General features: G+C 41.4%; 21 protein-coding genes and 2 pseudogenes. 18 read left to right on the top strand and 5 right to left on the bottom strand.

Annotation, left to right across the window (positions count from 1 at the left end; genetic code table 11):
- Positions 1-57: 57 nt before the first annotated feature.
- From NSMS1_RS12775 to NSMS1_RS12765, 3 genes and pseudogenes are all read left to right on the top strand, one after another.
- Entirely contained in the window at positions 58-4044 is a 3987-nt protein-coding gene (locus NSMS1_RS12775; RefSeq protein WP_224093652.1) for a magnesium chelatase subunit H, read from the top strand.
- 92 nt (positions 4045-4136) lie between these two features.
- A pseudogene (locus NSMS1_RS12770) lies at positions 4137-4415 on the top strand (type II toxin-antitoxin system RelE/ParE family toxin).
- 41 nt (positions 4416-4456) lie between these two features.
- Positions 4457-4768, top strand: a complete 312-nt coding sequence (locus NSMS1_RS12765) for a HigA family addiction module antitoxin (protein WP_224093646.1) — start codon at positions 4457-4459, stop codon at positions 4766-4768.
- A gap of 55 nt (positions 4769-4823) precedes the next feature.
- On the opposite strand, the gene NSMS1_RS12760 is transcribed toward NSMS1_RS12765, so the two are convergent.
- Complete coding sequence (locus tag NSMS1_RS12760) at positions 4824-5525, bottom strand: hypothetical protein (protein ID WP_224093645.1); 702 nt, start codon at positions 5523-5525, stop codon at positions 4824-4826.
- A 441-nt stretch (positions 5526-5966) separates the two neighbouring features.
- On the opposite strand from NSMS1_RS12760, the gene NSMS1_RS12755 reads away from it, so the two are divergent.
- The 6 genes and pseudogenes from NSMS1_RS12755 to NSMS1_RS12730 all read left to right on the top strand — a co-directional run bounded on the left by NSMS1_RS12755 (position 5967) and on the right by NSMS1_RS12730 (position 8097).
- Positions 5967-6212 carry a DUF433 domain-containing protein gene (locus NSMS1_RS12755; protein WP_190469354.1) on the top strand — a complete coding sequence of 82 codons (246 nt, stop codon included), beginning with the start codon at positions 5967-5969 and terminating at the stop codon, positions 6210-6212.
- Positions 6209-6565, top strand: a complete 357-nt coding sequence (locus NSMS1_RS12750) for a DUF5615 family PIN-like protein (protein WP_224093644.1) — start codon at positions 6209-6211, stop codon at positions 6563-6565. The genes NSMS1_RS12755 and NSMS1_RS12750 overlap by 4 nt, the downstream gene beginning before the upstream one ends.
- 162 nt (positions 6566-6727) lie before the next feature.
- Entirely contained in the window at positions 6728-6994 is a 267-nt protein-coding gene (locus NSMS1_RS12745; RefSeq protein ID WP_224093643.1) for a type II toxin-antitoxin system HicA family toxin, read from the top strand.
- Positions 6978-7190: a type II toxin-antitoxin system HicB family antitoxin gene (locus tag NSMS1_RS12740; RefSeq protein WP_224093642.1), complete on the top strand. Its 213-nt coding sequence runs from the start codon at positions 6978-6980 to the stop codon at positions 7188-7190. The genes NSMS1_RS12745 and NSMS1_RS12740 overlap by 17 nt, the downstream gene beginning before the upstream one ends.
- 161 nt (positions 7191-7351) lie before the next feature.
- Positions 7352-7768, top strand: a pseudogene (locus NSMS1_RS12735) (XisH family protein).
- Positions 7756-8097: a XisI protein gene (locus NSMS1_RS12730; RefSeq protein ID WP_224093641.1), complete on the top strand. Its 342-nt coding sequence runs from the start codon at positions 7756-7758 to the stop codon at positions 8095-8097. Before NSMS1_RS12735 ends, NSMS1_RS12730 begins: the two are co-directional and overlap by 13 nt.
- Here NSMS1_RS12730 and NSMS1_RS12725 read toward each other — a convergent pair.
- Complete coding sequence (locus NSMS1_RS12725; RefSeq protein ID WP_224093639.1) at positions 8094-8345, bottom strand: hypothetical protein; 252 nt, start codon at positions 8343-8345, stop codon at positions 8094-8096. The genes NSMS1_RS12730 and NSMS1_RS12725 overlap by 4 nt on opposite strands.
- Positions 8346-8881: 536 nt before the next feature.
- Between NSMS1_RS12725 and NSMS1_RS12720 the strand changes: the two genes are divergently transcribed.
- Positions 8882-10249, top strand: coding sequence for an NAD(P)/FAD-dependent oxidoreductase (locus tag NSMS1_RS12720; protein WP_224093638.1), 1368 nt, complete (start codon positions 8882-8884; stop codon positions 10247-10249).
- Between the two features lie 166 nt (positions 10250-10415).
- Here the strand turns inward: NSMS1_RS12720 and NSMS1_RS12715 are convergent, their stop codons facing one another.
- Positions 10416-12632: an amylo-alpha-1,6-glucosidase gene (locus NSMS1_RS12715; protein WP_224093635.1), complete on the bottom strand. Its 2217-nt coding sequence runs from the start codon at positions 12630-12632 to the stop codon at positions 10416-10418.
- Between the two features lie 198 nt (positions 12633-12830).
- Here NSMS1_RS12715 and NSMS1_RS12710 point away from each other — a divergent pair, with 198 nt between their 5' ends.
- The 5 genes from NSMS1_RS12710 to NSMS1_RS12690 all read left to right on the top strand — a co-directional run bounded on the left by NSMS1_RS12710 (position 12831) and on the right by NSMS1_RS12690 (position 16339).
- The gene (locus tag NSMS1_RS12710; protein ID WP_067764307.1) at positions 12831-13442 is read left to right on the top strand and encodes a peroxiredoxin; all 612 of its coding nucleotides are present in this window, start codon (positions 12831-12833) and stop codon (positions 13440-13442) included.
- Between the two features lie 293 nt (positions 13443-13735).
- Complete coding sequence (locus NSMS1_RS12705) at positions 13736-14272, top strand: peroxiredoxin family protein (protein WP_224093633.1); 537 nt, start codon at positions 13736-13738, stop codon at positions 14270-14272.
- A gap of 50 nt (positions 14273-14322) precedes the next feature.
- Positions 14323-14952 (top strand): glutathione S-transferase family protein, encoded by a 630-nt coding sequence (locus tag NSMS1_RS12700; protein ID WP_224093631.1) that lies wholly within the window; start codon positions 14323-14325, stop codon positions 14950-14952.
- Positions 14953-15012: 60 nt separating this feature from the next.
- Positions 15013-15780, top strand: coding sequence for a class I SAM-dependent methyltransferase (locus NSMS1_RS12695; protein WP_224093629.1), 768 nt, complete (start codon positions 15013-15015; stop codon positions 15778-15780).
- Between the two features lie 49 nt (positions 15781-15829).
- Positions 15830-16339: a hypothetical protein gene (locus NSMS1_RS12690; RefSeq protein WP_224093619.1), complete on the top strand. Its 510-nt coding sequence runs from the start codon at positions 15830-15832 to the stop codon at positions 16337-16339.
- 230 nt (positions 16340-16569) lie between these two features.
- Here NSMS1_RS12690 and pgeF read toward each other — a convergent pair whose 3' ends face one another.
- Entirely contained in the window at positions 16570-17349 is a 780-nt protein-coding gene (pgeF, locus tag NSMS1_RS12685; protein WP_224093618.1) for a peptidoglycan editing factor PgeF, read from the bottom strand.
- 72 nt (positions 17350-17421) lie between these two features.
- On the opposite strand from pgeF, the gene NSMS1_RS12680 reads away from it, so the two are divergent.
- Both NSMS1_RS12680 and NSMS1_RS12675 read left to right on the top strand, forming a co-directional pair.
- A complete protein-coding gene (locus NSMS1_RS12680) occupies positions 17422-18246 on the top strand; it encodes a biotin--[acetyl-CoA-carboxylase] ligase (RefSeq protein ID WP_224093617.1) in 825 nt (274 codons plus the stop codon).
- A gap of 83 nt (positions 18247-18329) precedes the next feature.
- A complete protein-coding gene (locus NSMS1_RS12675) occupies positions 18330-19895 on the top strand; it encodes a M23 family metallopeptidase (RefSeq protein ID WP_224093616.1) in 1566 nt (521 codons plus the stop codon).
- Positions 19896-19998: 103 nt separating this feature from the next.
- Here NSMS1_RS12675 and NSMS1_RS12670 read toward each other — a convergent pair whose 3' ends face one another.
- The gene (locus NSMS1_RS12670) at positions 19999-20658 is read right to left on the bottom strand and encodes a riboflavin synthase (protein ID WP_224093615.1); all 660 of its coding nucleotides are present in this window, start codon (positions 20656-20658) and stop codon (positions 19999-20001) included.
- A 337-nt stretch (positions 20659-20995) separates the two neighbouring features.
- Here NSMS1_RS12670 and NSMS1_RS12665 point away from each other — a divergent pair, with 337 nt between their 5' ends.
- Positions 20996-21493, top strand: coding sequence for a bifunctional nuclease family protein (locus NSMS1_RS12665; protein WP_067763954.1), 498 nt, complete (start codon positions 20996-20998; stop codon positions 21491-21493).
- Positions 21494-21672 lie beyond the last annotated feature (179 nt).

Below are 21672 nucleotides of genomic sequence, written 5' to 3'. Positions count from 1 at the left end.
GGCAAAAGTCGCAAAGGAAATTTAGTAGAGAACACGCATCAAAGGAGCCGAGGAAGCATGTTCACCCACGTCAAGTCCACCATTAGACACATTGCCCCTGATAATCTGGGCGGACGTAACTTAATTAAGGTGGTCTATGTCGTGCTTGAGTCCCAGTACCAGAGCGCACTGTCGCAAGCGGTTCGCACGATTAACTCGAATAATCCCAACCTGGCGATTGAAATCAGTGGGTATTTGATTGAGGAACTGAGAGATCCAGAGAACTACGAAGAGTTCCAACGGGAGATCGCGAGTGCCAATATTTTTATCGCTTCACTGATTTTCATCGAAGACTTAGCACAGAAAGTAGTTACAGCAGTAGAACCATACCGCGATCGCCTCGACGTTGCGGTTGTATTCCCCTCAATGCCAGAAGTTATGCGCCTAAACAAAATGGGCAGTTTCTCTCTGGCACAGTTGGGACAATCGAAGAGTGCGATCGCTCAATTCATGCGCAAACGCAAGGAAAAATCCGGTGCGGGATTCCAAGATGGGATGCTGAAGCTTTTGCGGACATTGCCGCAAGTGCTGAAGTATCTACCAATGGAAAAGGCACAGGACGCGCGTAATTTTATGCTCAGTTTTCAGTATTGGCTAGGAGGTTCGCCAGAAAACCTGGAAAACTTCTTGCTGATGCTGGCTGATAAATACGTATTAAAAGCTGTAGAAAAACAAAATTCCGCATCAGTGGAATATCAAGCGCCAGTGGTGTACCCCGACATGGGTATTTGGCATCCTTTGGCAACTACTATGTTTGAGGATGTGAGAGAATACCTCAACTGGTACACAGCCCGTAAGGATATTTCCAGCGATTTAAAAGATCCTTTAGCGCCCTGTGTGGGGTTAGTATTACAACGCACTCACCTAGTTACAGGGGATGATGCCCATTATGTAGCGATGGTACAGGAGTTGGAATCGCTAGGGGCAAGAGTATTACCCGTATTTGCTGGCGGATTAGATTTCTCTAAGCCTGTAGATGCTTACTTCTACGAACCAACTACCAAGCATCCCTTAGTAGATGCGGTTATATCTTTAACAGGCTTTGCTTTGGTAGGTGGCCCAGCTAGACAAGACCATCCCAAGGCAATTGAAGCCCTTAAGAAACTCAACCGTCCTTATATGGTGGCGTTGCCTTTGGTATTCCAAACTACCGAAGAGTGGTTAGATAGCGATTTAGGTTTACATCCCATCCAAGTGGCATTGCAAATTGCTATTCCTGAACTTGATGGGGCGATTGAACCGATTATATTATCGGGTAGAGATGGGGCGACTGGGAAGGCGATCGCCCTCCGAGACCGCATCGAAGCCGTAGCTCAACGTGCCTTGAAGTGGGCTAACCTCCGCCGCAAACCGAAGCTAAACAAAAAAGTTGCTATCACCGTCTTCAGTTTCCCCCCCGACAAAGGCAACGTAGGTACAGCCGCATACCTAGACGTATTCGGTTCCATCTACGAAGTGATGCAGGCGTTGAGAAACAACGGCTACGACGTGCAAGACTTGCCAGAAAACGCGAAAGAGTTGATGGAACAAGTCATCCACGACGCACAAGCGCAGTATGCTAGCCCCGAACTCAACATCGCCTATAAGATGTCAGTGCCAGAATATGAAGCACTCACACCTTATTCCCAACGCCTAGAAGAAAACTGGGGGCCACCACCAGGAAACCTCAATAGCGACGGACAAAACCTGTTAATTTACGGTAAGCAATTCGGCAACGTCTTCATCGGTGTACAACCCACCTTTGGTTATGAAGGCGACCCCATGCGCCTATTGTTCTCCCGTTCCGCCAGCCCACACCACGGCTTCGCCGCCTACTACACATACCTAGAAAGGATTTGGGGTGCGGATGCAGTGCTGCACTTTGGGACACACGGTTCCTTGGAATTTATGCCAGGGAAGCAAATGGGGATGTCAGGCGAATGCTACCCAGATAACTTAATTGGTACAATTCCTAACCTGTACTACTACGCCGCCAACAACCCCAGCGAAGCGACAATTGCCAAACGCCGCAGTTACGCCGAGACAATTTCTTACCTCACACCACCCGCAGAAAATGCTGGTTTGTACAAAGGTTTGAAGGAACTCAGCGAGTTAATTGCTTCTTACCAAACCCTAAAAGATAGCGGTCGCGGTATCCCCATCGTTAACACGATTATGGATAAATGCCGCATCGTTAACCTAGATAAAGATATTAACTTGCCAGAAACCGATGCCAAAGATATGACCCCGGAAGAACGGGATAATATCGTTGGTAGCGTCTACCGCAAGTTGATGGAAATCGAATCGCGGTTGTTACCTTGTGGCTTACACGTCATTGGTAAACCACCCAGTGCAGAGGAAGCGATCGCAACTTTAGTTAATATCGCCAGCTTAGACCGTCAAGAAGAAGAAATCCTCAGCTTACCCCGCATCATCGCCAACAGCATCGGACGTAACATTGACGAAATCTACCTAAACAGCGACAAAGGCGTATTAGAAGATGTCCAACTGCTACAAGACATCACTCTAGCAACTCGCGCCGCCGTCCGCGCCTTGGTACAAGAACAAACCGATGCAGAAGGCAGGGTTTCCCTAGTTTCTAAGTTGAATTTCTTCAACATGGGTAAAAAGGAACCTTGGGTAGAAGCATTACACAAAGCAGGTTATCCCAAAGTTGATGCTTCCGCTTTAAAACCCCTGTTTGAGTATTTAGAGTTCTGCTTACAACAAGTTTGTGCAGACAACGAACTCGGCGCATTACTCAAAGGTTTGGAAGGCGAATACATCCTCCCCGGCCCTGGTGGCGACCCCATCCGCAACCCAGATGTATTACCCACAGGTAAGAACATTCACGCCCTTGACCCCCAGTCCATCCCTACGGCTGCGGCTGTACAATCAGCGAAAATCGTGGTAGATAGGCTATTGGCAAGGAACAAGGCGGAAAACAACGGTAACTGGCCGGAAACCATCGCCTGCGTCCTCTGGGGAACCGATAACATCAAAACCTACGGGGAATCCCTAGCCCAAATCATGTGGATGGTGGGTGTGCGTCCCGTTCCCGACGCATTAGGACGGGTGAACAAGTTGGAGTTAATTCCCTTAGAAGAATTGGGACGACCCAGAATTGATGTAGTCATCAACTGTTCTGGAGTATTCCGCGACTTGTTCATCAACCAGATGAACCTGCTAGACCAAGGGGTGAAAATGGCGGCGGAAGCGGATGAACCCTTAGAAATGAACTTTGTCCGCAAACACGCCATGCAGCAAGCTGAGGAAATGGGAATTAATCTGCGTCAAGCAGCCACTCGCGTTTTCTCCAATGCTTCTGGTTCCTACTCGTCAAACATTAACTTGGCAGTAGAAAACAGCACATGGGATAGCGAAGCCGAGTTGCAGGAAATGTACCTCAAGCGCAAATCCTTCTCCTTCAATTCCGATAACCCCGGAATGATGGACGAATCCCGGCAGATTTTTGAAAGCACCCTCAAAACTGCTGATGCGACTTTCCAAAATTTGGATTCTTCCGAGATTAGCTTGACAGATGTGTCCCACTACTTTGACTCAGACCCCACCAAACTGGTAGCAAGTCTGCGTGGTGATGGCAAAACCCCAGCATCCTACATTGCAGACACCACCACAGCTAACGCCCAAGTCCGCACCTTATCCGAAACCGTCCGCCTAGATGCCCGTACCAAACTATTAAATCCCAAGTGGTATGAGGGTATGCTATCTCACGGTTACGAAGGTGTACGCGAACTCTCCAAGCGGTTAGTAAACACAATGGGTTGGAGTGCAACAGCCGGCGCTGTGGACAACTGGATATATGAGGATGCCAACGAAACCTTCATCAAAGATGAAGAAATGCAGAAACGGTTGATGAACCTCAACCCCCATTCTTTCCGCAAGATGGTATCAACATTGTTGGAAGTGAATGGTCGCGGTTATTGGGAAACTAGCGAGGAGAATTTAGACCGCCTGCGCGAGTTGTACCAAGAAGTCGAAGACCGAATTGAGGGCATAGAATAGGATTAGATGGCAGGCTTTATGCCTGCCATATTTTTTAAATTATGGTAATCACTATAAATGATTTAAGCGGCTGAGATAAAATCAAAAAATAGATGATTCAAACATTTAAAAGTAAAGCATTAGAAAATCTATTTAAAGAAGATTCTAATAAAGGAATCCCTGCTAACTTAGAAAAGAAAATTAGAATTAGGCTAGAAGTTATAGACTCAGCCTCAATTGTAGAAGATATTAGATTACCGGGTTAGGATTTGCACGAGTTAAAAGGAGATAGAAAAGGAACTTGGTCAATTAAGGTGTCTGCAAACTGGCGTATTACTTTTAACTTTGAAAATGGTGATGCTTATGATGTCAATCTGGAAGATTATCACTAATATATATTGTTAGTATAGTATTAAATTATTAGATATTAATTATGAATAACTGGAAAGATATGACTCAAGATAGATTAGTTAGACCAATACATCCAGGTGAAGTAATTGCCGATATTATAGATGACTTAGATATTAATACAGCAAAATTTGCGGAAATATTAGGAGTACCTAATCAAACAATTCAGGAAATTATTAACTGTCAGAAACCAATTACAGTAGATATAACAATTCGTCTTGGTAAAGCGTTAGGAAATGGCCCTAGACTTTGGCTCAATCTTCAGCAAAAAGTTGATATTTGGGATGCTTTGCAAAGCCATAAAGAAGAATATGAGCAAGTTATGACATTAGTGTAAAAGAAAAGAAGCTGGAATGCAGAAATGTTTAATTAACCTCAAACTTACCTTAAGATTATTTATTATGACAGTTATGAGCTATATCATTTAGCAACATTTTCCATTGTTTCTCATTACTTGAGACATATTCTGCTACTTTAGAGCCAAGAGCGGCAGTGAAGCCAGTAAAAATTAATGCAACTAATAACCCTCCTAATTCAAATCTGAACAATAATATGATTGAGTAAATCAGAAGCAGAGTAAATATAAAAAAAATCAACCAAAATACAGTATTACCTATTAATTCAATACAGTTCTTTAGCATTTTTTTCTTAATTAAATACTGCATAATCTCCCTATTTCCAAATGATTTATCAGCTACTAACTGTAAAGTTTCGCAGGTTTGTATGATTTCTTCAACGTTTTTCTGAAGAGATATGCAGCGTTGACGAAGATTTTCCCTTCTCTCTTTCTCACTAGTATGGTGTTGTATGGCTTCTATAGTTAGATCAACTCCGAATGCGGAAGTAGTTCCGCCTACTAAAGTTAGTAAAGCACCTAAAGCAGCAGGTATTATAGGAAATTTAGTGTTTTTATCAGTAGATTTAATTAGTTCTTCTAAATTTAATTTTATCTCATTTAATTGCTCTTTACAGAGAATAATATGACGTAGCTGTTGCTTCATAAGATTAGTATTACCAAAAGTAAGTTTTATACTTACATTTATTTCTTTAACCTTATTCTCTAAAGCAGTAAAAATACTTTCTATTGTTTCCATAGGTAGAAATATTAGATTGTATGTTGAAATTAGCCATTGACTTTTGACTTTAGCTATTACAGCTTATGTTTCCCTAAAACACACCAAAATTAACTAAGGATTAAATAATTTTTTCTAAAAAGGGCTAAACTTATCCCAAGTACCGATTAAAATCATATCATTAGCGTTAGCGCAGCTTACCGTAGGTATTGCTTTTGAAAATGTGTAGAGTGCGATCGCTGTTATACATAGTAGAGAAGATACACTCAATTGCACAAATAGTATATTTTATCCAGAAACAGCATTTGATATCTGGTTTATTATTGTAATTACTCAATGCGTTAGTATATGTTGTGTATCTTACGATAGGTATCACGCATTTAGTCGTACCAGCATTAGCTTACATTAAGTATCGTAAGTTATTAATGGCATGATATAAAAAGCAAGCGATGAGCCAATACAATGCAAAAACCGCTTAAACAAATAGTTATATCCGACCCAAAAGTAATGATGGGTAAACCTGTAATTGCAGGTACGCGCATCACTGTTGAGTTAATTCTAGAAAAATTAGCTGCTGGCGAAACCCCAGAACAAATATTAGAATCACATCCACGACTCACACGCGAAGCCATTCAAGCAGCTTTGGCATTTGCGGCTGAGGCTTTAAGATATGATGTGATTTATCCGATTGTTGAGAACGCTTCTTGAAATTCCTAGCAGACGAAAATTTAGATTCGCAGATTGTTGAGCATTTGCGCCAAGGTGGTCATTTAGTGTGGTACGTTGCTGAAATGGAGCCAGGAATTTCAGATGATGTAGTGCTGGATTTAGCTAATCAAGAAGAAGCAATATTATTAACATCTGACAAAGATTTTGGTGAGTTAGTTTTTCGCTTGCGTCGTATTGCTTCAGGCGTTGTATTAATTAGATTAGCTGGATTATCAATAATTAGCAAAGCAGAAATTATTGCCAATACTATCAATGAACACAGTTCTGAATTACTGGGAGCTTTTACTGTTATTACACCAACAGCTATTCGTATTCGTCGGATTGGAAATTAAATAATAAAAATAAATTATATTTTACTATGCTTAAGACAGACATTAGCGCAGCTTACCGTAGGCGATCGCTATTTCATAGCCTAGAGAAAATGCGTTAACATAGCTCACATTAGGTATCGCCAACCATGCGATTATATAATTAGCGATCGCTTATGCTAAATCATGAGTCAAACAGATAAACTACTGTCTAAAATATTATCAGGCACATCAGATAAAAATATTACTTTTGAACATTTGTGTCAACTGTTAATTAAATTGGGATTTGATGAACGTATTCGCGGTAGCCATCACATATATACAAAAGAAGGTATTGAAGAAATATTAAATCTTCAGCCTAAACAAGGTAAAGCTAAAGCGTATCAGGTCAAGCAAGTTCGTGAAGTAATTCTCAAATATGAACTAGGAGGACAAGATGAATCTGCGATATGAAATTAATATTTATTGGAGTGAAGAAGACCAAGCATTTATAGCCGAAGTGCCAGAATTACCTGGATGTGCTGCTGACGGTGAAACTTATCAAGAAGCGCTAAAAAATGTTGAAGTTATTATGCAAGAATGGATTGAAACTGCTCAAGAATTGGGTCGTTCAATTCCTGAACCAAAACAGCGTTTGATGTCTACTTAAGTGATTAAAACATAAACTGCGCTCATCTCTCTATACAAGCGTTAGCGTAGCTTACCGTAGGTATCGCTCATATTCCTATACAGGCGATCGCTTTTGGAAATGCAGAGTGCGATTGCTTGCACAATTAGTATAATTTATCTAGTCCATATTAAGAGAACGAAATGCCAGCTAAGGACATTTACCATGATGCTGTTAAAGATGCCTTAATTAAAGATGGGTGAACAATTACGGCTGATCCTTATTTTTTGCAGTATGAAGATGCTGAACTTTATACTGATTTATTTGTAGAAAAAGCTTTACTAGCTGAACAAGAAGGACGGAAAATAGTTGTTGAAATCAAGAGCTTCATCAGCCCTTCTCTAATGAAAGATTTTCAAAATGCTTTAGGTCAATATATTTTATACCGTGACATTTTACAATTAGCAAATAAAAACTATGATATATATCTAGCTATTAGAGATACTATCTTTGATAGCTTCTTTCAAAGAAAATCTATTCAAGCAGTTATAGAACTTCATCATATTAAACTTATTGTTTTTAACAATGAAAGAGAGGAAATTACTTTATGGACAGAGTAGCAGAATATCGGAATTTAATTAAACAAGTACTTACTGAATATGATAATTTATCTCGCCAATCGCCTGAAACTAATTACGAAACTTGTTTAGCATTTGATGAAAATCATGATAATTATCTCTGGTTAGCTGTAGATTGGCAAGGCAGCAAACGAATTAAATATACTTATGTTCATGTTCGGGTTAAGAATGAAAAAATTTATATAGAGGAAGACTATACAGAGGAAGGAATAGCAAATGAATTAATAAGATTGGGTGTAACTAATAGTGATATTGTGCTGGCTTTTCATCCTCCAGATGTAAGGAAATTTACAGATTTTGCAACAGCCTAATCAATGGCTCCCATATAGGCGTTAGCGCAGCCATTCCATGAATCACGTTCCTGATTAACATATTCTTGAGCATCAACCCAATTCCAGATTTCTTTACCCAATCCACGCAATTCTAAAATGCTACGCTTTGGCTTAGATATCATCGCCCTTTGTTGACAAATTAAACTGGATAAGTCTTCTATTAGGCGCATTTGTTCTTCAGGTGTTAAACTTTGAGCCTGTTGTAATACTTCGTGATAGCTAGACATAAAATTTACAGTTTTAATTTTCTGCTCTAAATCTAATATACACAGACTGCTTTTCTCTAGTTGGCAAACAGGCGATCGCTAATCTCTCCATATAAGCGTTAGCGCAGCTTAACGTAGGTATCGCTCACATAATTATCTTAGGTATTGGAATTATTAGTTTATATATATTTATAGTTCATTAATAACATTACATCTCTTAATATTTAGTGATTGTTTACTCACATTTTTATAAACAGATTCTTTAGTTGTTTATACTCAATAAAAATAAAATTTTTAAGATAATCTCCAGTGCAGATTTTTATTACTTGCTTAACTACTAGATGTCTACAATCCTTATATTGGAAAGATTTTTAGATTGTAAATAAATATTTTATTAGGCATTTTTTTAGCAAGAATATGCTTCAAAACTCCAAAATAGTAAATTTGATTACTTTTATTATTTTCTGAATTGTTCTTAACCAACTACAACAGACATCAAGAATTTGTTACATATTCATTAAGAATAGTTACAAAGCTCTTAACACAAGGAAATTTTTATGAAAGTAGCTTCACTTGAGAACAATCCACCCCATCAGGTTGTCATCATTGGTGGAGGCTTTGGTGGACTATATGCAGCAAAGGCGTTAGCTAATGCGAATAATGTAAATGTTACTCTCATCGATAAACGTAACTTCCATTTATTTCAACCACTTTTATATCAAGTTGCTACAGGTGCGCTATCAGCTACAGATATTTCCGCTCCATTGCGTTCTGTACTCAGCAAAAGCAAAAATACACAAGTGTTGCTAGGAGAAGTCAATGATATTGACTCAGCAACACAACAAGTAGTTATGGGTGATAAAAAAATCCCCTACGATACTTTAATTGTTGCCACAGGTGCAAAGCATTCTTACTTCGGTAAGGATGACTGGCAAGAAGTAGCTCCCGGCTTGAAAACTGTAGAAGATGCGATTGAAATGCGTCGCCGTATCTTTACAGCTTTTGAAGCAGCAGAACAAGAAACAGACCCTGTAAAACGCCGTGCCTTGTTGACCTTTGTAATTGTTGGTGGTGGCCCTACAGGCGTAGAATTAGCAGGTGCGATCGCAGAGTTAGCATACAAAACTCTACAAGAAGATTTCCGTAACATTGACACCTCAGAAACTAGAATCTTACTATTACAAGGTGCTGATCGTATCCTCCCAGCCCTTGCACCAGAGTTATCCAAAGAAGCTGAAGCATCCTTAAAACAGTTTGGTGTGGACGTACACACCAAAACTCGCGTCACAAATATCGAAAACGATATTGTTACCATCAAACAAGGTGATGAGTTTAAAGAAGTTGCCGCCAAAACTATATTATGGGCAGCAGGTGTACAAGCCTCACCAATGGCGAAAGTTTTAGCTCAAAAAACTGGAGTAGAATGCGATCGCTCTGGACGAGTGATTGTGGAAGCAGACCTCAGTGTTAAAGGATATGAGAACATATTTGTAGTAGGTGACTTAGCTAACTTCTCTCACCAAAACGGTCAACCCCTTCCTGGTGTTGCACCCGTAGCTAAACAAGAAGGTGAATACGTCGCCACATTAATCAAAAAACGCCTACGCGGTAAAACCTTGCCAGCCTTTAAATATACTGATTACGGCAACCTAGCCATGATTGGGCAAAATTCAGCCGTTGTAGATTTAGGCTTAATCAAGCTGACAGGCTTCTCTGCATGGGTGTTCTGGCTACTAATTCACATCTATTTCTTAATCGAGTTTGACCACAAAATCTTAGTTATGATGCAGTGGGCTTGGAACTACCTCACCCGCAAACGTAGCGCCAGATTGATTACAGGTGAAGAATCTTTAGCATTGGCTAAAGGTAATGATAGTGAAAGCCATTACGCACCAGCAAACAATAGACAACCAATTAACGCTTAGTTTTTGATAGTAGGCAATAAGGAATAGGGAAAAGATTTGACGATCTATCTATGTCTTAACCTATGTAACGACTGCAATAGTTAATAGTTAACTTAAGGGGATGTACATAATTATCAAATGTACGCCCCTATTTTTTGAAATATTTCTGTCGCCTGTTCCCTATCCACTACTCAAAATGTCTAATTATTTCAGCAACTGACCAAGCTTGTGCAACAGCTCCTCTTGCTCTGTGGGGAGGGTCGCCATCGAAGATTTCAGAAATAGAACCAAGACAAGCATCGTTAAGAAAATGATCTAATAAGGGTTGCCAATCAAAAGGTAGTGGTTGTTGTGGATAGAAACGTTGCCAAGCGCGAATAAATGGCCCGATTAACCAAGTCCAAACTGTACCTTGATGATAAGCGCGATCGCGTTTTTCAAGATTACCTTCATATTTACCAATATATTCAGGGTCTGCGGGGTCGAGGCTACGTAGACCGTATGGAGTTAACAAGCGATAGGTAGCCGAATCTAATATCTGTTGTCCTTGTTGTTGAGAAAACCCGCAATGGTGCAAAGATAAGGCTAATACAGCATTAGGACGAATTTGAGCATTACGGCGATCGTCTAAATCAATAGTGTCGTACAAATAACCAAGCTGTGGATTCCAGAACTTTTGCAAAGAGGCTTTTACTTGTTGCGCTTGTTGAGCGTAACGCCGCGCTTGTTTTGCCAAACGCTCTGAATCACCCATATCAAACTTACTCAAACGTTCAGCCCATTGACTCAGCCAACATAAAGCAGAATACCAAAGAGCGTTAATTTCCACTGGTTTACCAGGACGGGGAGTTATAGGTTCTCCTCCAACTACTGCATCCATCCAAGTCAGAGCCATGCCACGAGCATCCCAACCCACTAAGCCGTCAGTAGCATCAACCTGAATGTTGTAGCGTGTACCGCCAAAATATGCTTTGTAGATTTGCTGTACAGTTGAGAACTGTTCCGCCAAAAATTCCCAATCTTGCGTAGCCTCCAGATAAAGCCCTAAAGTTTCAATCCACCATAAAGCCGCATCAATACTGTTGTAAGATGGCTCACTCTCAATATCAGGAAAGGTATTAGGTATCAAACCGTGACGACAGTAACGTCCAAAGGTTTGCAATAATCCCTTTGCCAATCCAAAACGCTGTGGTACTAAAGCTAAACCCGGTAAAGCAATTAAAGTATCACGCCCCCAATCATTAAACCAATGATATCCAGCAATCACTGTAGGGCCAGCGATAGATTCACGATAGACGATGAATTGATCGCCTGCTTTGAGTAGTTGCTGGCGAATGGCGGATGGGGGAGATGAGGGGGATGAGGGAGAAAAAGTATACAAAAATTCTGCTTTATCTCCCCCCGCTTCCACATCTCCCCCTATTCCCCACTCCCCAGTACAGACGCGATTAATCGCGTCTCTATCCACTTCCCATCCAAACACCTGAGCCAGCCTTTCTTGTTCTGCTTCCACCGCTTCTGTGAAGGTGTCGCTACTGAGGAAATCTGTAGATTCTGTAGGAAAACCCATGCTTGCCTCTAAGGTAACTGTGTCTCCTGGTTGGAGTGTCACTGTTAAATAACCAGGGCTGTGGAGGTCTTCGCGATCGCCCAATCCTCGTTGCGTCTCCTCTGGTAAACCGTATTGCCAGTACCACACTGCATTTGCTTGATATTCTCCTTGTGACCATCGCAACTTCCAAGGTGTGCCAAAGCGCCCAGCAATCATTGCTTGTAAACAAATCTGTTGATCACCTAGCACTTGAGAGAATTGGATATCTGGACTTTGGCTTTGTTGATGGTGAAAGTTGCGATCGGCAATCAGTAATCGCAGCCTTAGTACAGCCTTTTCTCTACCTTCATAACGATATTGAATTAACAACCGATGACAAAATTGGGAGTGTTGAGTATTGTTAGCGGAAGCGGGGCGTTCAGCCCGTGCTGAGTATTGAGTGCTGGGTGCTGAGTAAGGAGTTGTTTTTATTGCCTCTACTCCACCACTGCCTACTCCCCACTCCCTACTCCCTACGCCATAAGGCATGACGAATTGCCGACTTAATTGCCAATCTCCTTCACCCCAGACCCATTTGGGAACCGGGTTAATATCAAAGGAACGTAACAGCTTGTAACCTGTTGGTGTAATCTCTGCTGATCCCCAAATATTTGTTCCTAATGCCACTGCTTTACCTGCGATTTCTAAGCTAGCTTCCAGATGCGACAGTAGCAGAGTACGTTCACCAGGGGGATTTGTCGCGGCAAATAGCCAGCCGTGGTAGGTTCTGGTACGGATATCCGAAACAGTACCACTGGCAAAACTCCCTAACCCATTGGTAAGTAACCATTCTCTTGTATCTAAATCATCCATTTGCTACTCAAAATCGTTATGACTATGATATAGTCGTAACAGATCGTAATTAAACTGTGAGACAGCCCTAAAGGACTGCTTACTACGTAGGGCTGCTCGTAGATTACCCGATAGGGTGAAAGCGTGGATGGGTAGTTTATTCCTAACCCAAACTCCAATACCAAGTAAATCGATATAAGTTGAAGGAGAATTAAGTTAATGTCCATCACTTACGGAATAGAAGGTAGCCTCCGCGTTGGTCAACAGGCTCCCGATTTTACAGCAACAGCTGTGGTTGATCAGGAATTTAAGACAATTAAGCTTTCCGACTATCGTGGTAAGTATGTTGTCTTATTCTTCTACCCCCTAGACTTTACCTTTGTTTGCCCCACTGAGATCACAGCATTTAGCGATCGCTACGAAGAATTTAAAAAACTTAACACCGAAATTCTCGGTGTGTCCGTTGATAGCGAGTTCTCCCACTTAGCTTGGATACAAACCGATCGCAAGTCTGGTGGTGTTGGCGACCTAAATTATCCCCTAGTTTCCGATATTAAGAAAGAGGTTAGCGCCGCTTACAACGTACTAGACCCAGCAGCAGGGATTGCTTTACGTGGTCTATTCATCATAGACAAAGATGGTGTAATTCAGCACGCCACAATTAATAACCTAGCTTTTGGTCGTAGCGTTGATGAAACATTGCGTACATTACAAGCTATTCAATACGTTCAATCTCACCCAGATGAAGTTTGTCCTGCTGGTTGGCAACCTGGCGAAAAAACCATGACTCCCGATCCCGTGAAGTCCAAAGTTTATTTCGCTGCTGTGTAGAAGGTAGGAGGAGGCAGGAGAAAGAAACAACTGAACTTTTTTCTGCCTTGCTGCAACCAATCCTGTTATTACCAATATTTCTAACTTCTACCCTGCGGGCAAAAGTCAAAAAAATAATTATTACCACAGCTATACACAGATATAAAATCAGTATCTAGCTGTGGTTTTGTTTTGTGCTGATATTTATAACGGTTGCAGGAAAAGGGCTACAATCCTTCTGTAAAAAGCCTTTATAATATGATTATGCTCTAATGTATCTGACAAGTACTATTTATAATTTTAGGAATAAAAATATGCTGATATCAACAGATTTTACTGATTTATTTAGTGAACGTTTTTTTCGGAATTTTTTGCCTGTTCCAGCGAGTAATGAATTTAGGTTAGATGTAGGAACTCCAGATTTTCAGTTACCAGATATTACTAACGGTACAGTAGTTAAGTTATCAAATTATCGAGGTAAACAGCCTGTGTTGTTAGCCTTCACTAGAATTTTTACTGAAAAACAATATTGTCCTTTCTGCTTTCCTCATATCAAAGCTTTAAACGAAAAGTATGAAGAGTTTACTAATCGTGGTATAGAAGTTTTATTAGTCACGAGTACAGATGAAAGACAAAGCCAAATAGTTGTGAGAGATTTGAGTTTAAAAATGCCATTGCTTAGTGACCCTAGTTGCCGAGTATTTCGGACTTATCGTGTAGGACAAGCTTTAGGAGCGCCTTTACCAGCCCAGTTCGTATTAGATAAAAATGGCAGACTCGCTTACAAGCATTTATTTTCATTTTTCGACCATAATGCTAGCGTTGAGAAATTGTTAAAAGAATTTAATTAATAGCTGCTAAATTACTTACATAATTTACTCAGGTAATCGCAGGTTTTTCCATGCTGAAGCTTTATCACGCTCAAATTTCACCTAACTCTCGTCGTGTCTGGATTGCTCTTTTAGAAAAAGGATTAGATTTTGATCTGATACAAGTAAACCTGAATGGTGAACAGTATAATCAAGAGTTCTTACTAAAAAATCCTTTCCATCATGTGCCAATTTTAGTGGATGATGGCTTTAAGATAATTGAGTCATTGGCAATTTTGGACTATTTAGAAGCAAAATATCCTGAGCCTGTGATGTTACCAAAAAATGCTAGAGATTTAGCGCTCGTCCGCATGATACAATTGGTGAGTGCGAATGAATTATTGCCTGCAACTATTGCACTATCTGGGCAAATTCTCGGCTTACCTGGAGGTGATGCAGAAAAAATTCAGCAAGCACAGCAAAAAGCAGAAACAGTACTCAAATATTTTGAAAGTTTATTAGATGATCGCCCTTACTTTGGTAGTGAATATCTCACCTTAGCTGACATCGCAGCCGGAACCATAGTTCCTTGGTTACTAAAAAGTAGCTTACCTTTCTATGATTATCCCAAACTTGATGCTTGGTGCAATCGCTTACTAGCACGTCCGTCATGGCAAGCTACTGAACCTTCAATAGAAGCAATCAAGTCTCGCATGAGTTAGAGAAGAGAACATTTTACTAATACTTAAAAGTCTGTTCGTCATTAACTTGTAAATAATCTCATGACAACTAAAACTTCTTGGAATGCCAACTTATATCAAGATAAACACAGCTTTGTTTGGCAATATGGTGAGGACTTGTTGCAATTACTCAATCCCCAACGAGGCGAATTTATATTAGATTTGGGTTGTGGTACTGGACAGTTAACAGAAAAAATTGCCCAGTTTGGTGCAGAAGTTGTAGGGGTAGATAATTCAGCCACAATGATTGAGAAGGCTAGACAAAACTACGCTAATTTGCATTTTGAAGTTGCTGATGTGCAGAACTTGCAGGTAGATAAACCATTAGATGCAGTCTTTTCTAATGCTGTGCTGCATTGGGTAAAAGAACCAGAAGCTGCGATCGCCAGCATACATCAAGCCTTAAAATCAGGAGGGCGGTTCGTGGCTGAGTTTGGTGGTAAAGGTAACATACAACAAATCCTCGAAGCTTTATACAAAGCTTTAGCAGGCATTGGCATTTCCCATCCACAAACACTCAGTCCTTGGTATTTTCCTAGTATTGGGGAGTACGTTAGCTTATTAGAAGCACAAGGCTTTGATGTCATCTATGCAGTTTTGTTTGACCGTCCTACACCTCTGGCAGAAGGTGAAGCAGGTATGGCAAACTGGATTAAGATGTTCGCTAGTAATTTTTTGGTAGGATTATCATCTGACCAACAAGTACAAGTAATACAGGAAGTCGAAAAATCTTTACAAGGAAAACTCTATTACCAAGGAACTTGGACAGCAGACTATCGACGAATACGTATAGTGGCTACAAAAATTTAATCACAGATAGTTGTCACTACATCTAGCCTCTAGACCTTTAATTTAAGCTATGCTTAGATACAAATTTTTATTATTCCTAACCATAACTTTCAACTTTATTTCTCTTTCCTCAATTTCACCATCACTTGCACAAGTATCATCGATTCCCCAACCTTCAGAAGCACCTTTAGAGCTAGATTTACTAACGAAACCAAAAGGCTCTGTAATTACATCTGATACTATCAACTTATCAGGCTTAAGTACTCCCAGTTTATGGTGGGCAAGAGATAGTTCAGAAAACAAATTATTAGATAATTGGATAGCGTATCCAGCCACAGAAAAAGGAGTTGGACGAGTAGATTTAATTGTCAATCAGCAAATTTGGAGTTTATTAGACTACCTAGAACGTTATAACTTTATAAATCGCTTGGGTAGCACTGCTAGAAGGGATAGTTATAATGTCCGAGTGTTTAACTATCAAAAAGAGCTATTAGGAACATATACTTGTAGTTTTAATTCCAGCCCTAGTAATTGTAATATCGAGTTGAATACTCAAGATAAATTACGTCGTTATCAATAATTCATTATCAAATTATAAAATCCATATTTGATTTCTGAAACAGTCTCATAATTTTTGTTTCCCGTTCCCTCCCGTTACAATTAATTTCACGAATCAAACCAGATTCCTAACATTAACAAGAAGAGCAGAGAAGCAGAGAAGAAAACTATGGACTGTTGACCCTTACGGGTTCGATAGTTGCTTTCCGACGCAAGGCGACAGGAACGCACTATCTCACTATGGACTAATGACTAATAACTAACAATCCCTGACCATTGGACTTTTTTCTGCTGTTCACGGCGGTAAGAGAAGAAATGCTCAGGGGTTTGGTATGTACAATAGGGAGCGATCGCTATTTGCTCTTTGCTAATACCTAAGTTCTCTAACTGCAAAGCATTAACTCGCCGGACATCAACTCTGACTCTTCCCGGTTCTGGGTCGGCTAATAGGGGTGAATGGGGTAATTCATGTAATGATTTGACTATAGTATGAGTGTCATCATGTGGTATAATACTAGCCCCAATTTCCGCAGCTACTTCTATAGAGACTTGGTAAACTTCACCAGCGATCGCAGGCCCCATTGCAATACGTAAATCAGCTAACTGACTACCATGTGCCTGCATCCGGGCGATCGCATGAGGGACAATTTTTTTAGCTGTACCCCGCCAACCTGCGTGGAGTGCGGCTACTTGCCCAGTTTTCATATCCCCAATCAAGACTGGTGTACAATCGGCGCTGGCTACCCAGACGGCTTGTAGAGGTTGCTGGCTGACTAAACCATCGGCTGAGGCTAAAGCAGAATCCTCTGTATTGCCATCAGTTTGACTATCAACTTCTTGTGGGGTAAGAACGGTATTGCCATGAACCTGCTTCAAGCGATATGCTGATGCTTCTGGGTGCAGCACCTTTGTTAATTCGTGGGGCGATCGCGGCCAAAATTGCTGAGTGAAAAAGCCGTGTTGCCAATCTGCTAAGAGACTACAACTTAGATAAGATAGTCCTTCCCAATTGTGCCAGTGCCAAGTGTGCATCTTGAACCAAACCTAAACAAAAAATCACTCATCAGCCAATTAATGCTAACTTGATCAACGGGATTTCGGTCAATGGCTGTGGAATTTAATCAGCAAAAATTAGAATCTGCCTTGCAAAACGGGCGGAAATTTGTATATTTACCATTTTCTCTGCATATTTTTTCTTCTGTCGCCTCCACTAATCGCACCCTCTGGGAACTAATCGACCAAGGTGCAGACGCGGGTTCTGTAGTTATTGCCACACAACAAACTGCCGGAAGGGGACAATGGGGTCGTCAATGGGTTTCTCCTACTGGAGGATTATATGTGTCTGTAGCTATTGCGCCCAAAATAGCAGCAAATACTAGTTATCAGTTAACCTTAGCTAGTGCTTGGGGTATTGCCTCTCAATTACGCCAAGCTGGTGTAGATGTGGGGATTAAATGGCCGAATGATCTAGTTTTGGAGGGGCGAAAATTAGGCGGGATTCTGACAGAAACTAAAATCAAATTCGGTCATATTTCGCAAGCTGTGGTGGGTGTGGGGATTAACTGGGCAAATCCCGTACCAGAGACAGGGATTAACTTAGAATCGTGGCAAGCCCAGCAAGTAGATAAACCAATTTCATGTCTAGAAACTTTAACCAGTAAGGTTTTGCTGGGAATAGAGTCCGGTCTGGCTTGCCTTTTTCAAGAAGGAATTGATATCCTTTTGTCTCGCTATTGTGAATTATTAGTGAATATGGGCGATCGCGTACACGTTAATGAGCTTTGGGGTGTTGTGGTGGGAGTTACACCCCAAGGAGATTTGCGCGTGGCTCTCCAAACAGATGGCTTAACTGATATTAAAACATCAGAACTTTCTCTAGAACCCGGTACAATTAATTTGGGTTATCGTAGGTCTTTAGGCACATATTAGGTTTGTTTTAAATACTGCTCTTTGGGCTAGACAAACCACTGTCATCATCTGTTTAGCACAAATTAACATAACTGAGACAACAAATGACGCAGCGCAATAACTCTGCCCATAACAATTCACACCAACCACAGCCAGAAACAAGCACAAAACGCCTAGCTTATACTTTACCAGCACAGGGTTTATGTTTGTTAAGTAGCGTTAGCCTCCTCAGTGGTGGCTTAGTGGTTGCCCAAACAGAAGCATCAATAGATAACATTGTTCCTACTATTGAAAATGCCCAGCCAGCAGCAGGCACAACTACTGTAAAAAAAGATATTGTTATACCGGAAGCATCACCAACTGAGCCAAAATTCTCTTCTAGAAGAAGCACACTCAGACAAAGGTTGGGTAAACAAGAAGTCTCCCAAACAAGACCGTCCCAACCTAAAACAGAATCTACCGAACCTGTTTTTAGCGTTAGACAGTCAAAACCACAGGTAGAAACTTCCCGTGTAACTCCAGCTAAAAATCCCCAAGTCAAACCCCAAGTAGCGGAAACTCCAAAAGTTACGCCTACTAAAGACACAGAAGTAGCTACACCGACACCTTCCCCAGCAGATAACCTCCCAGCTTTTGCCAAACCTACAAACAGTGGTGTGGCGACAGAGAAAAATAGGGATTTTAACAACGCCTACATTGACCCCACCGATTACAGCGATAAAACTGCGGGAACCTACGAAGCTCCAAATTCTGTAATTATTACCGAACGCTCTAGCGGTTGTCGGACTATTTTAGCTACAGGGCAAGGTGTTGGTAATGGCTGTGCCAAACCCTCAGATAACCAGCGTGTTGCTAATTCCAGTGGCAAATCATCTCCCACTTGGCTCAGAAGAAGTCAAACGGCTCAGGTAGCTACCCTTACCCCAAATCGGCGATTTTTGGCTAATAACAACGGCCAATTGAGTAATTCTCCAGTTGGGACTGCTAACGTTACCAAAACCGCATATAACCCCAATCGCTTTATTCCCAACCCCAGCGAATTTGTCGGCACTACCACAACCAGCGCGACCCCCATCGCCCCTAGTGGTGGTATGTTACCCCCACCAATGGCAGAAGGTAACATTGCGCCTCGTGTTAGCACTGTAGCTTACGACATTCCCCTAGCATCAGTACTGCCGCAAATTCCCTTCAGCAATACCCTCGCTTATAGTGGTTCAGGGATAATGTACCCCTTGGCGGTAGCATCTCCCATTACCTCTTTATTCGGCTGGCGTATTCACCCCATCACAGGAACTCAACGCTTCCACGCTGGGATTGACTTAGGTGCGCCTATGGGTACACCCGTTTTAGCCGCCGCCAGAGGTCAAGTAGAGACTGCTAGTTGGGTAGGGGGTTATGGCAACACCATCATTATCAATCACGGTTCTGCACAGCAAACCCTCTACGGGCATTTGTCACAAATCCTAGTCCAACCAGGACAATGGGTAGAACCAGGTATGGTAATTGGAGAGGTCGGTAGTACTGGCAACTCTACAGGGCCTCACCTGCACTTTGAAGCCCGCCATCTCACACAAAATGGATGGGTAGCAGTTGATCCTGGTGTAGAGCTACAAATTGCCCTTAGCCAACTGCTGAATAACAGACGTACAGCGCAAGCTATGAGGAAATAGGGAGTAGAGAGTAGGGAGTAGGGAGTGGTGAAAGTTGACACTTGACAGTTGACAGTTGTTTTTTCTCCTCATATCCCTCATCTCCCCACTCCCCACTCCCCAGCTACATATACCCATGCTCTACCAAAAAGGCAGGCGTAATATCTGTATTGTTGCTGTGTCGATGACCGGGTTGGAGAAATTTCTCGACGTACTTGCCTAAGATATCACCTTCTAAATTTACCCATCTGCCAGGGATAAGATAGCGAAGATTCGTCTCAGCGTAAGTTAGAGGGATTACTGCCACGGTGAACTGAGATAATTCTGGCTCGTAGGCGGCTACAGTTAAACTGATGCCATTGACAGTAATGCTACCCTTGGAGACAATGTAACGTGCGATCGCATCTGGTGCGGTAAAAGTCATTTCCCAAGAAGTGGCTGTCTGTTCCAACCCTAGTAATTGTCCTACACCATCTACATGACCCATGACAAAGTGACCGCCGACTTTACCACCAACTCTTAAGGAAGTTTCTAGGTTGACGTATCCTTGTTGTGCTTGTTCAGTGCCTAGAGTGGTGCGGCGGAGAGTTTCGGGGGAAGCGGAGGCAATAAACCCATCTTTTAAAATTTCTTCCACTGTGAGGCAAACACCATCTACCGCCACGCTGTCACCGTAAGCCAAATCCTGCATGATTGATAATGATTGACTTACACAAGTAATCTGCCAAGAATCGCCCCCTAGAGGCTTGATTGTTCCTAATGCTTGGATTAATCCTGTAAACACGGCTTTTTTGTAAAACTAACTCTATTTATTACTTAATTTTGCCGAAAATCCACTGGTAATTCTCACAAGAATGGCAAAAATTCTGAGTATATTTTCTGACTTTATCTATTATAAGGTTATTAACACAATTACGTTTTTCCCAAGGCATACTTGTGAAAGAAGGTTATTGTCTACCAAGACCCATTTGAATTACTCTGGTGTTCACAACCAGTTCGGAGTTTAATAGAAGCAATTATAAATAACGATGACTATGTTTACTCCTGCTTTTACTTACCCAATAAAGGGTATTATTTATCACTTATCCTTGATAACTCAAAGGATGATAGAGGCTTAGTCAATGATTGAAATGAAAGTCGCTGGCATAGCATTAGATGCCATAACCCGCAGCCCAATAGTATTGTTGAAAGACGCTTCCGATCGCCGTGCTTTACCAATCTATATTGGTCAAGAACAGGCTAGGGCTATTATGGGCGCACTGGAGAATCAAAAGCCTCCCCGTCCCTTAACCCACGACTTAATAGTGAATATTTTGGAGGCGTGGGACATGACTCTAGAAAAGGTGATTATTCACTCGTTACAAAAGGATACATTCTATGCAGCGTTGATTCTTCAGCAAGGCGAAGTCAAAAAAGAAATTGACGCACGTCCTAGTGATGCGATCGCTGTTGCTCTCCGTACAAATACGCCTATTTGGGTGATGGAAGAAGTAATTGCTGATGCTTCCATTCCCGTAGATCGTGATGCTGATGAAGCTGAACAACAAGCCTTTAAGGAATTTATTTCCAATCTTCGTCCCGAGGATTTAATCAAGCGCTTTGGTAATGGTGACAGTTAGAAAAGTGTGGAGTAATGAGTAGCGAGTTCTGAGTAAAAATAAGGGACAGGATTTGAGCTAATTTATCTCTTAATCCTAACTTTTTTACGCAGTATCTTTTCTGATTGATTTTTCAATGATTTGGCGTAAATCCTCAAAGAAAAAGTTTTCACTCATCACTCAGCACTCAGCACTCAGCA

The sequence above is a fragment of the Nostoc sp. MS1 genome (assembly GCF_019976755.1).
GTDB lineage: Bacteria > Cyanobacteriota > Cyanobacteriia > Cyanobacteriales > Nostocaceae > Trichormus.
Note: the sequence above shows the minus strand (reverse complement) of the source record. Positions and strands in the feature narration are given on the sequence as shown.

Bases quoted from the DNA above. Each gene is read 5' to 3' on its own strand.
- NSMS1_RS12775 (WP_224093652.1), top strand. From the start codon at position 58: ATGTTCACCCACGTCAAGTCCACCATTAGACACATTGCCCCTGATAAT.
- NSMS1_RS12765 (WP_224093646.1), top strand. From the start codon at position 4,457: ATGAATAACTGGAAAGATATGACTCAAGATAGATTAGTTAGACCAATA.
- NSMS1_RS12760 (WP_224093645.1), bottom strand. From the start codon at position 5,525: ATGGAAACAATAGAAAGTATTTTTACTGCTTTAGAGAATAAGGTTAAA.
- NSMS1_RS12755 (WP_190469354.1), top strand. From the start codon at position 5,967: ATGCAAAAACCGCTTAAACAAATAGTTATATCCGACCCAAAAGTAATG.
- NSMS1_RS12745 (WP_224093643.1), top strand. From the start codon at position 6,728: ATGAGTCAAACAGATAAACTACTGTCTAAAATATTATCAGGCACATCA.
- NSMS1_RS12740 (WP_224093642.1), top strand. From the start codon at position 6,978: ATGAATCTGCGATATGAAATTAATATTTATTGGAGTGAAGAAGACCAA.
- NSMS1_RS12730 (WP_224093641.1), top strand. From the start codon at position 7,756: ATGGACAGAGTAGCAGAATATCGGAATTTAATTAAACAAGTACTTACT.
- NSMS1_RS12725 (WP_224093639.1), bottom strand. From the start codon at position 8,345: ATGTCTAGCTATCACGAAGTATTACAACAGGCTCAAAGTTTAACACCT.
- NSMS1_RS12720 (WP_224093638.1), top strand. From the start codon at position 8,882: ATGAAAGTAGCTTCACTTGAGAACAATCCACCCCATCAGGTTGTCATC.
- NSMS1_RS12715 (WP_224093635.1), bottom strand. From the start codon at position 12,632: ATGGATGATTTAGATACAAGAGAATGGTTACTTACCAATGGGTTAGGG.
- NSMS1_RS12710 (WP_067764307.1), top strand. From the start codon at position 12,831: ATGTCCATCACTTACGGAATAGAAGGTAGCCTCCGCGTTGGTCAACAG.
- NSMS1_RS12705 (WP_224093633.1), top strand. From the start codon at position 13,736: ATGCTGATATCAACAGATTTTACTGATTTATTTAGTGAACGTTTTTTT.
- NSMS1_RS12700 (WP_224093631.1), top strand. From the start codon at position 14,323: ATGCTGAAGCTTTATCACGCTCAAATTTCACCTAACTCTCGTCGTGTC.
- NSMS1_RS12695 (WP_224093629.1), top strand. From the start codon at position 15,013: ATGACAACTAAAACTTCTTGGAATGCCAACTTATATCAAGATAAACAC.
- NSMS1_RS12690 (WP_224093619.1), top strand. From the start codon at position 15,830: ATGCTTAGATACAAATTTTTATTATTCCTAACCATAACTTTCAACTTT.
- pgeF (WP_224093618.1), bottom strand. From the start codon at position 17,349: ATGCACACTTGGCACTGGCACAATTGGGAAGGACTATCTTATCTAAGT.
- NSMS1_RS12680 (WP_224093617.1), top strand. From the start codon at position 17,422: ATGGCTGTGGAATTTAATCAGCAAAAATTAGAATCTGCCTTGCAAAAC.
- NSMS1_RS12675 (WP_224093616.1), top strand. From the start codon at position 18,330: ATGACGCAGCGCAATAACTCTGCCCATAACAATTCACACCAACCACAG.
- NSMS1_RS12665 (WP_067763954.1), top strand. From the start codon at position 20,996: ATGATTGAAATGAAAGTCGCTGGCATAGCATTAGATGCCATAACCCGC.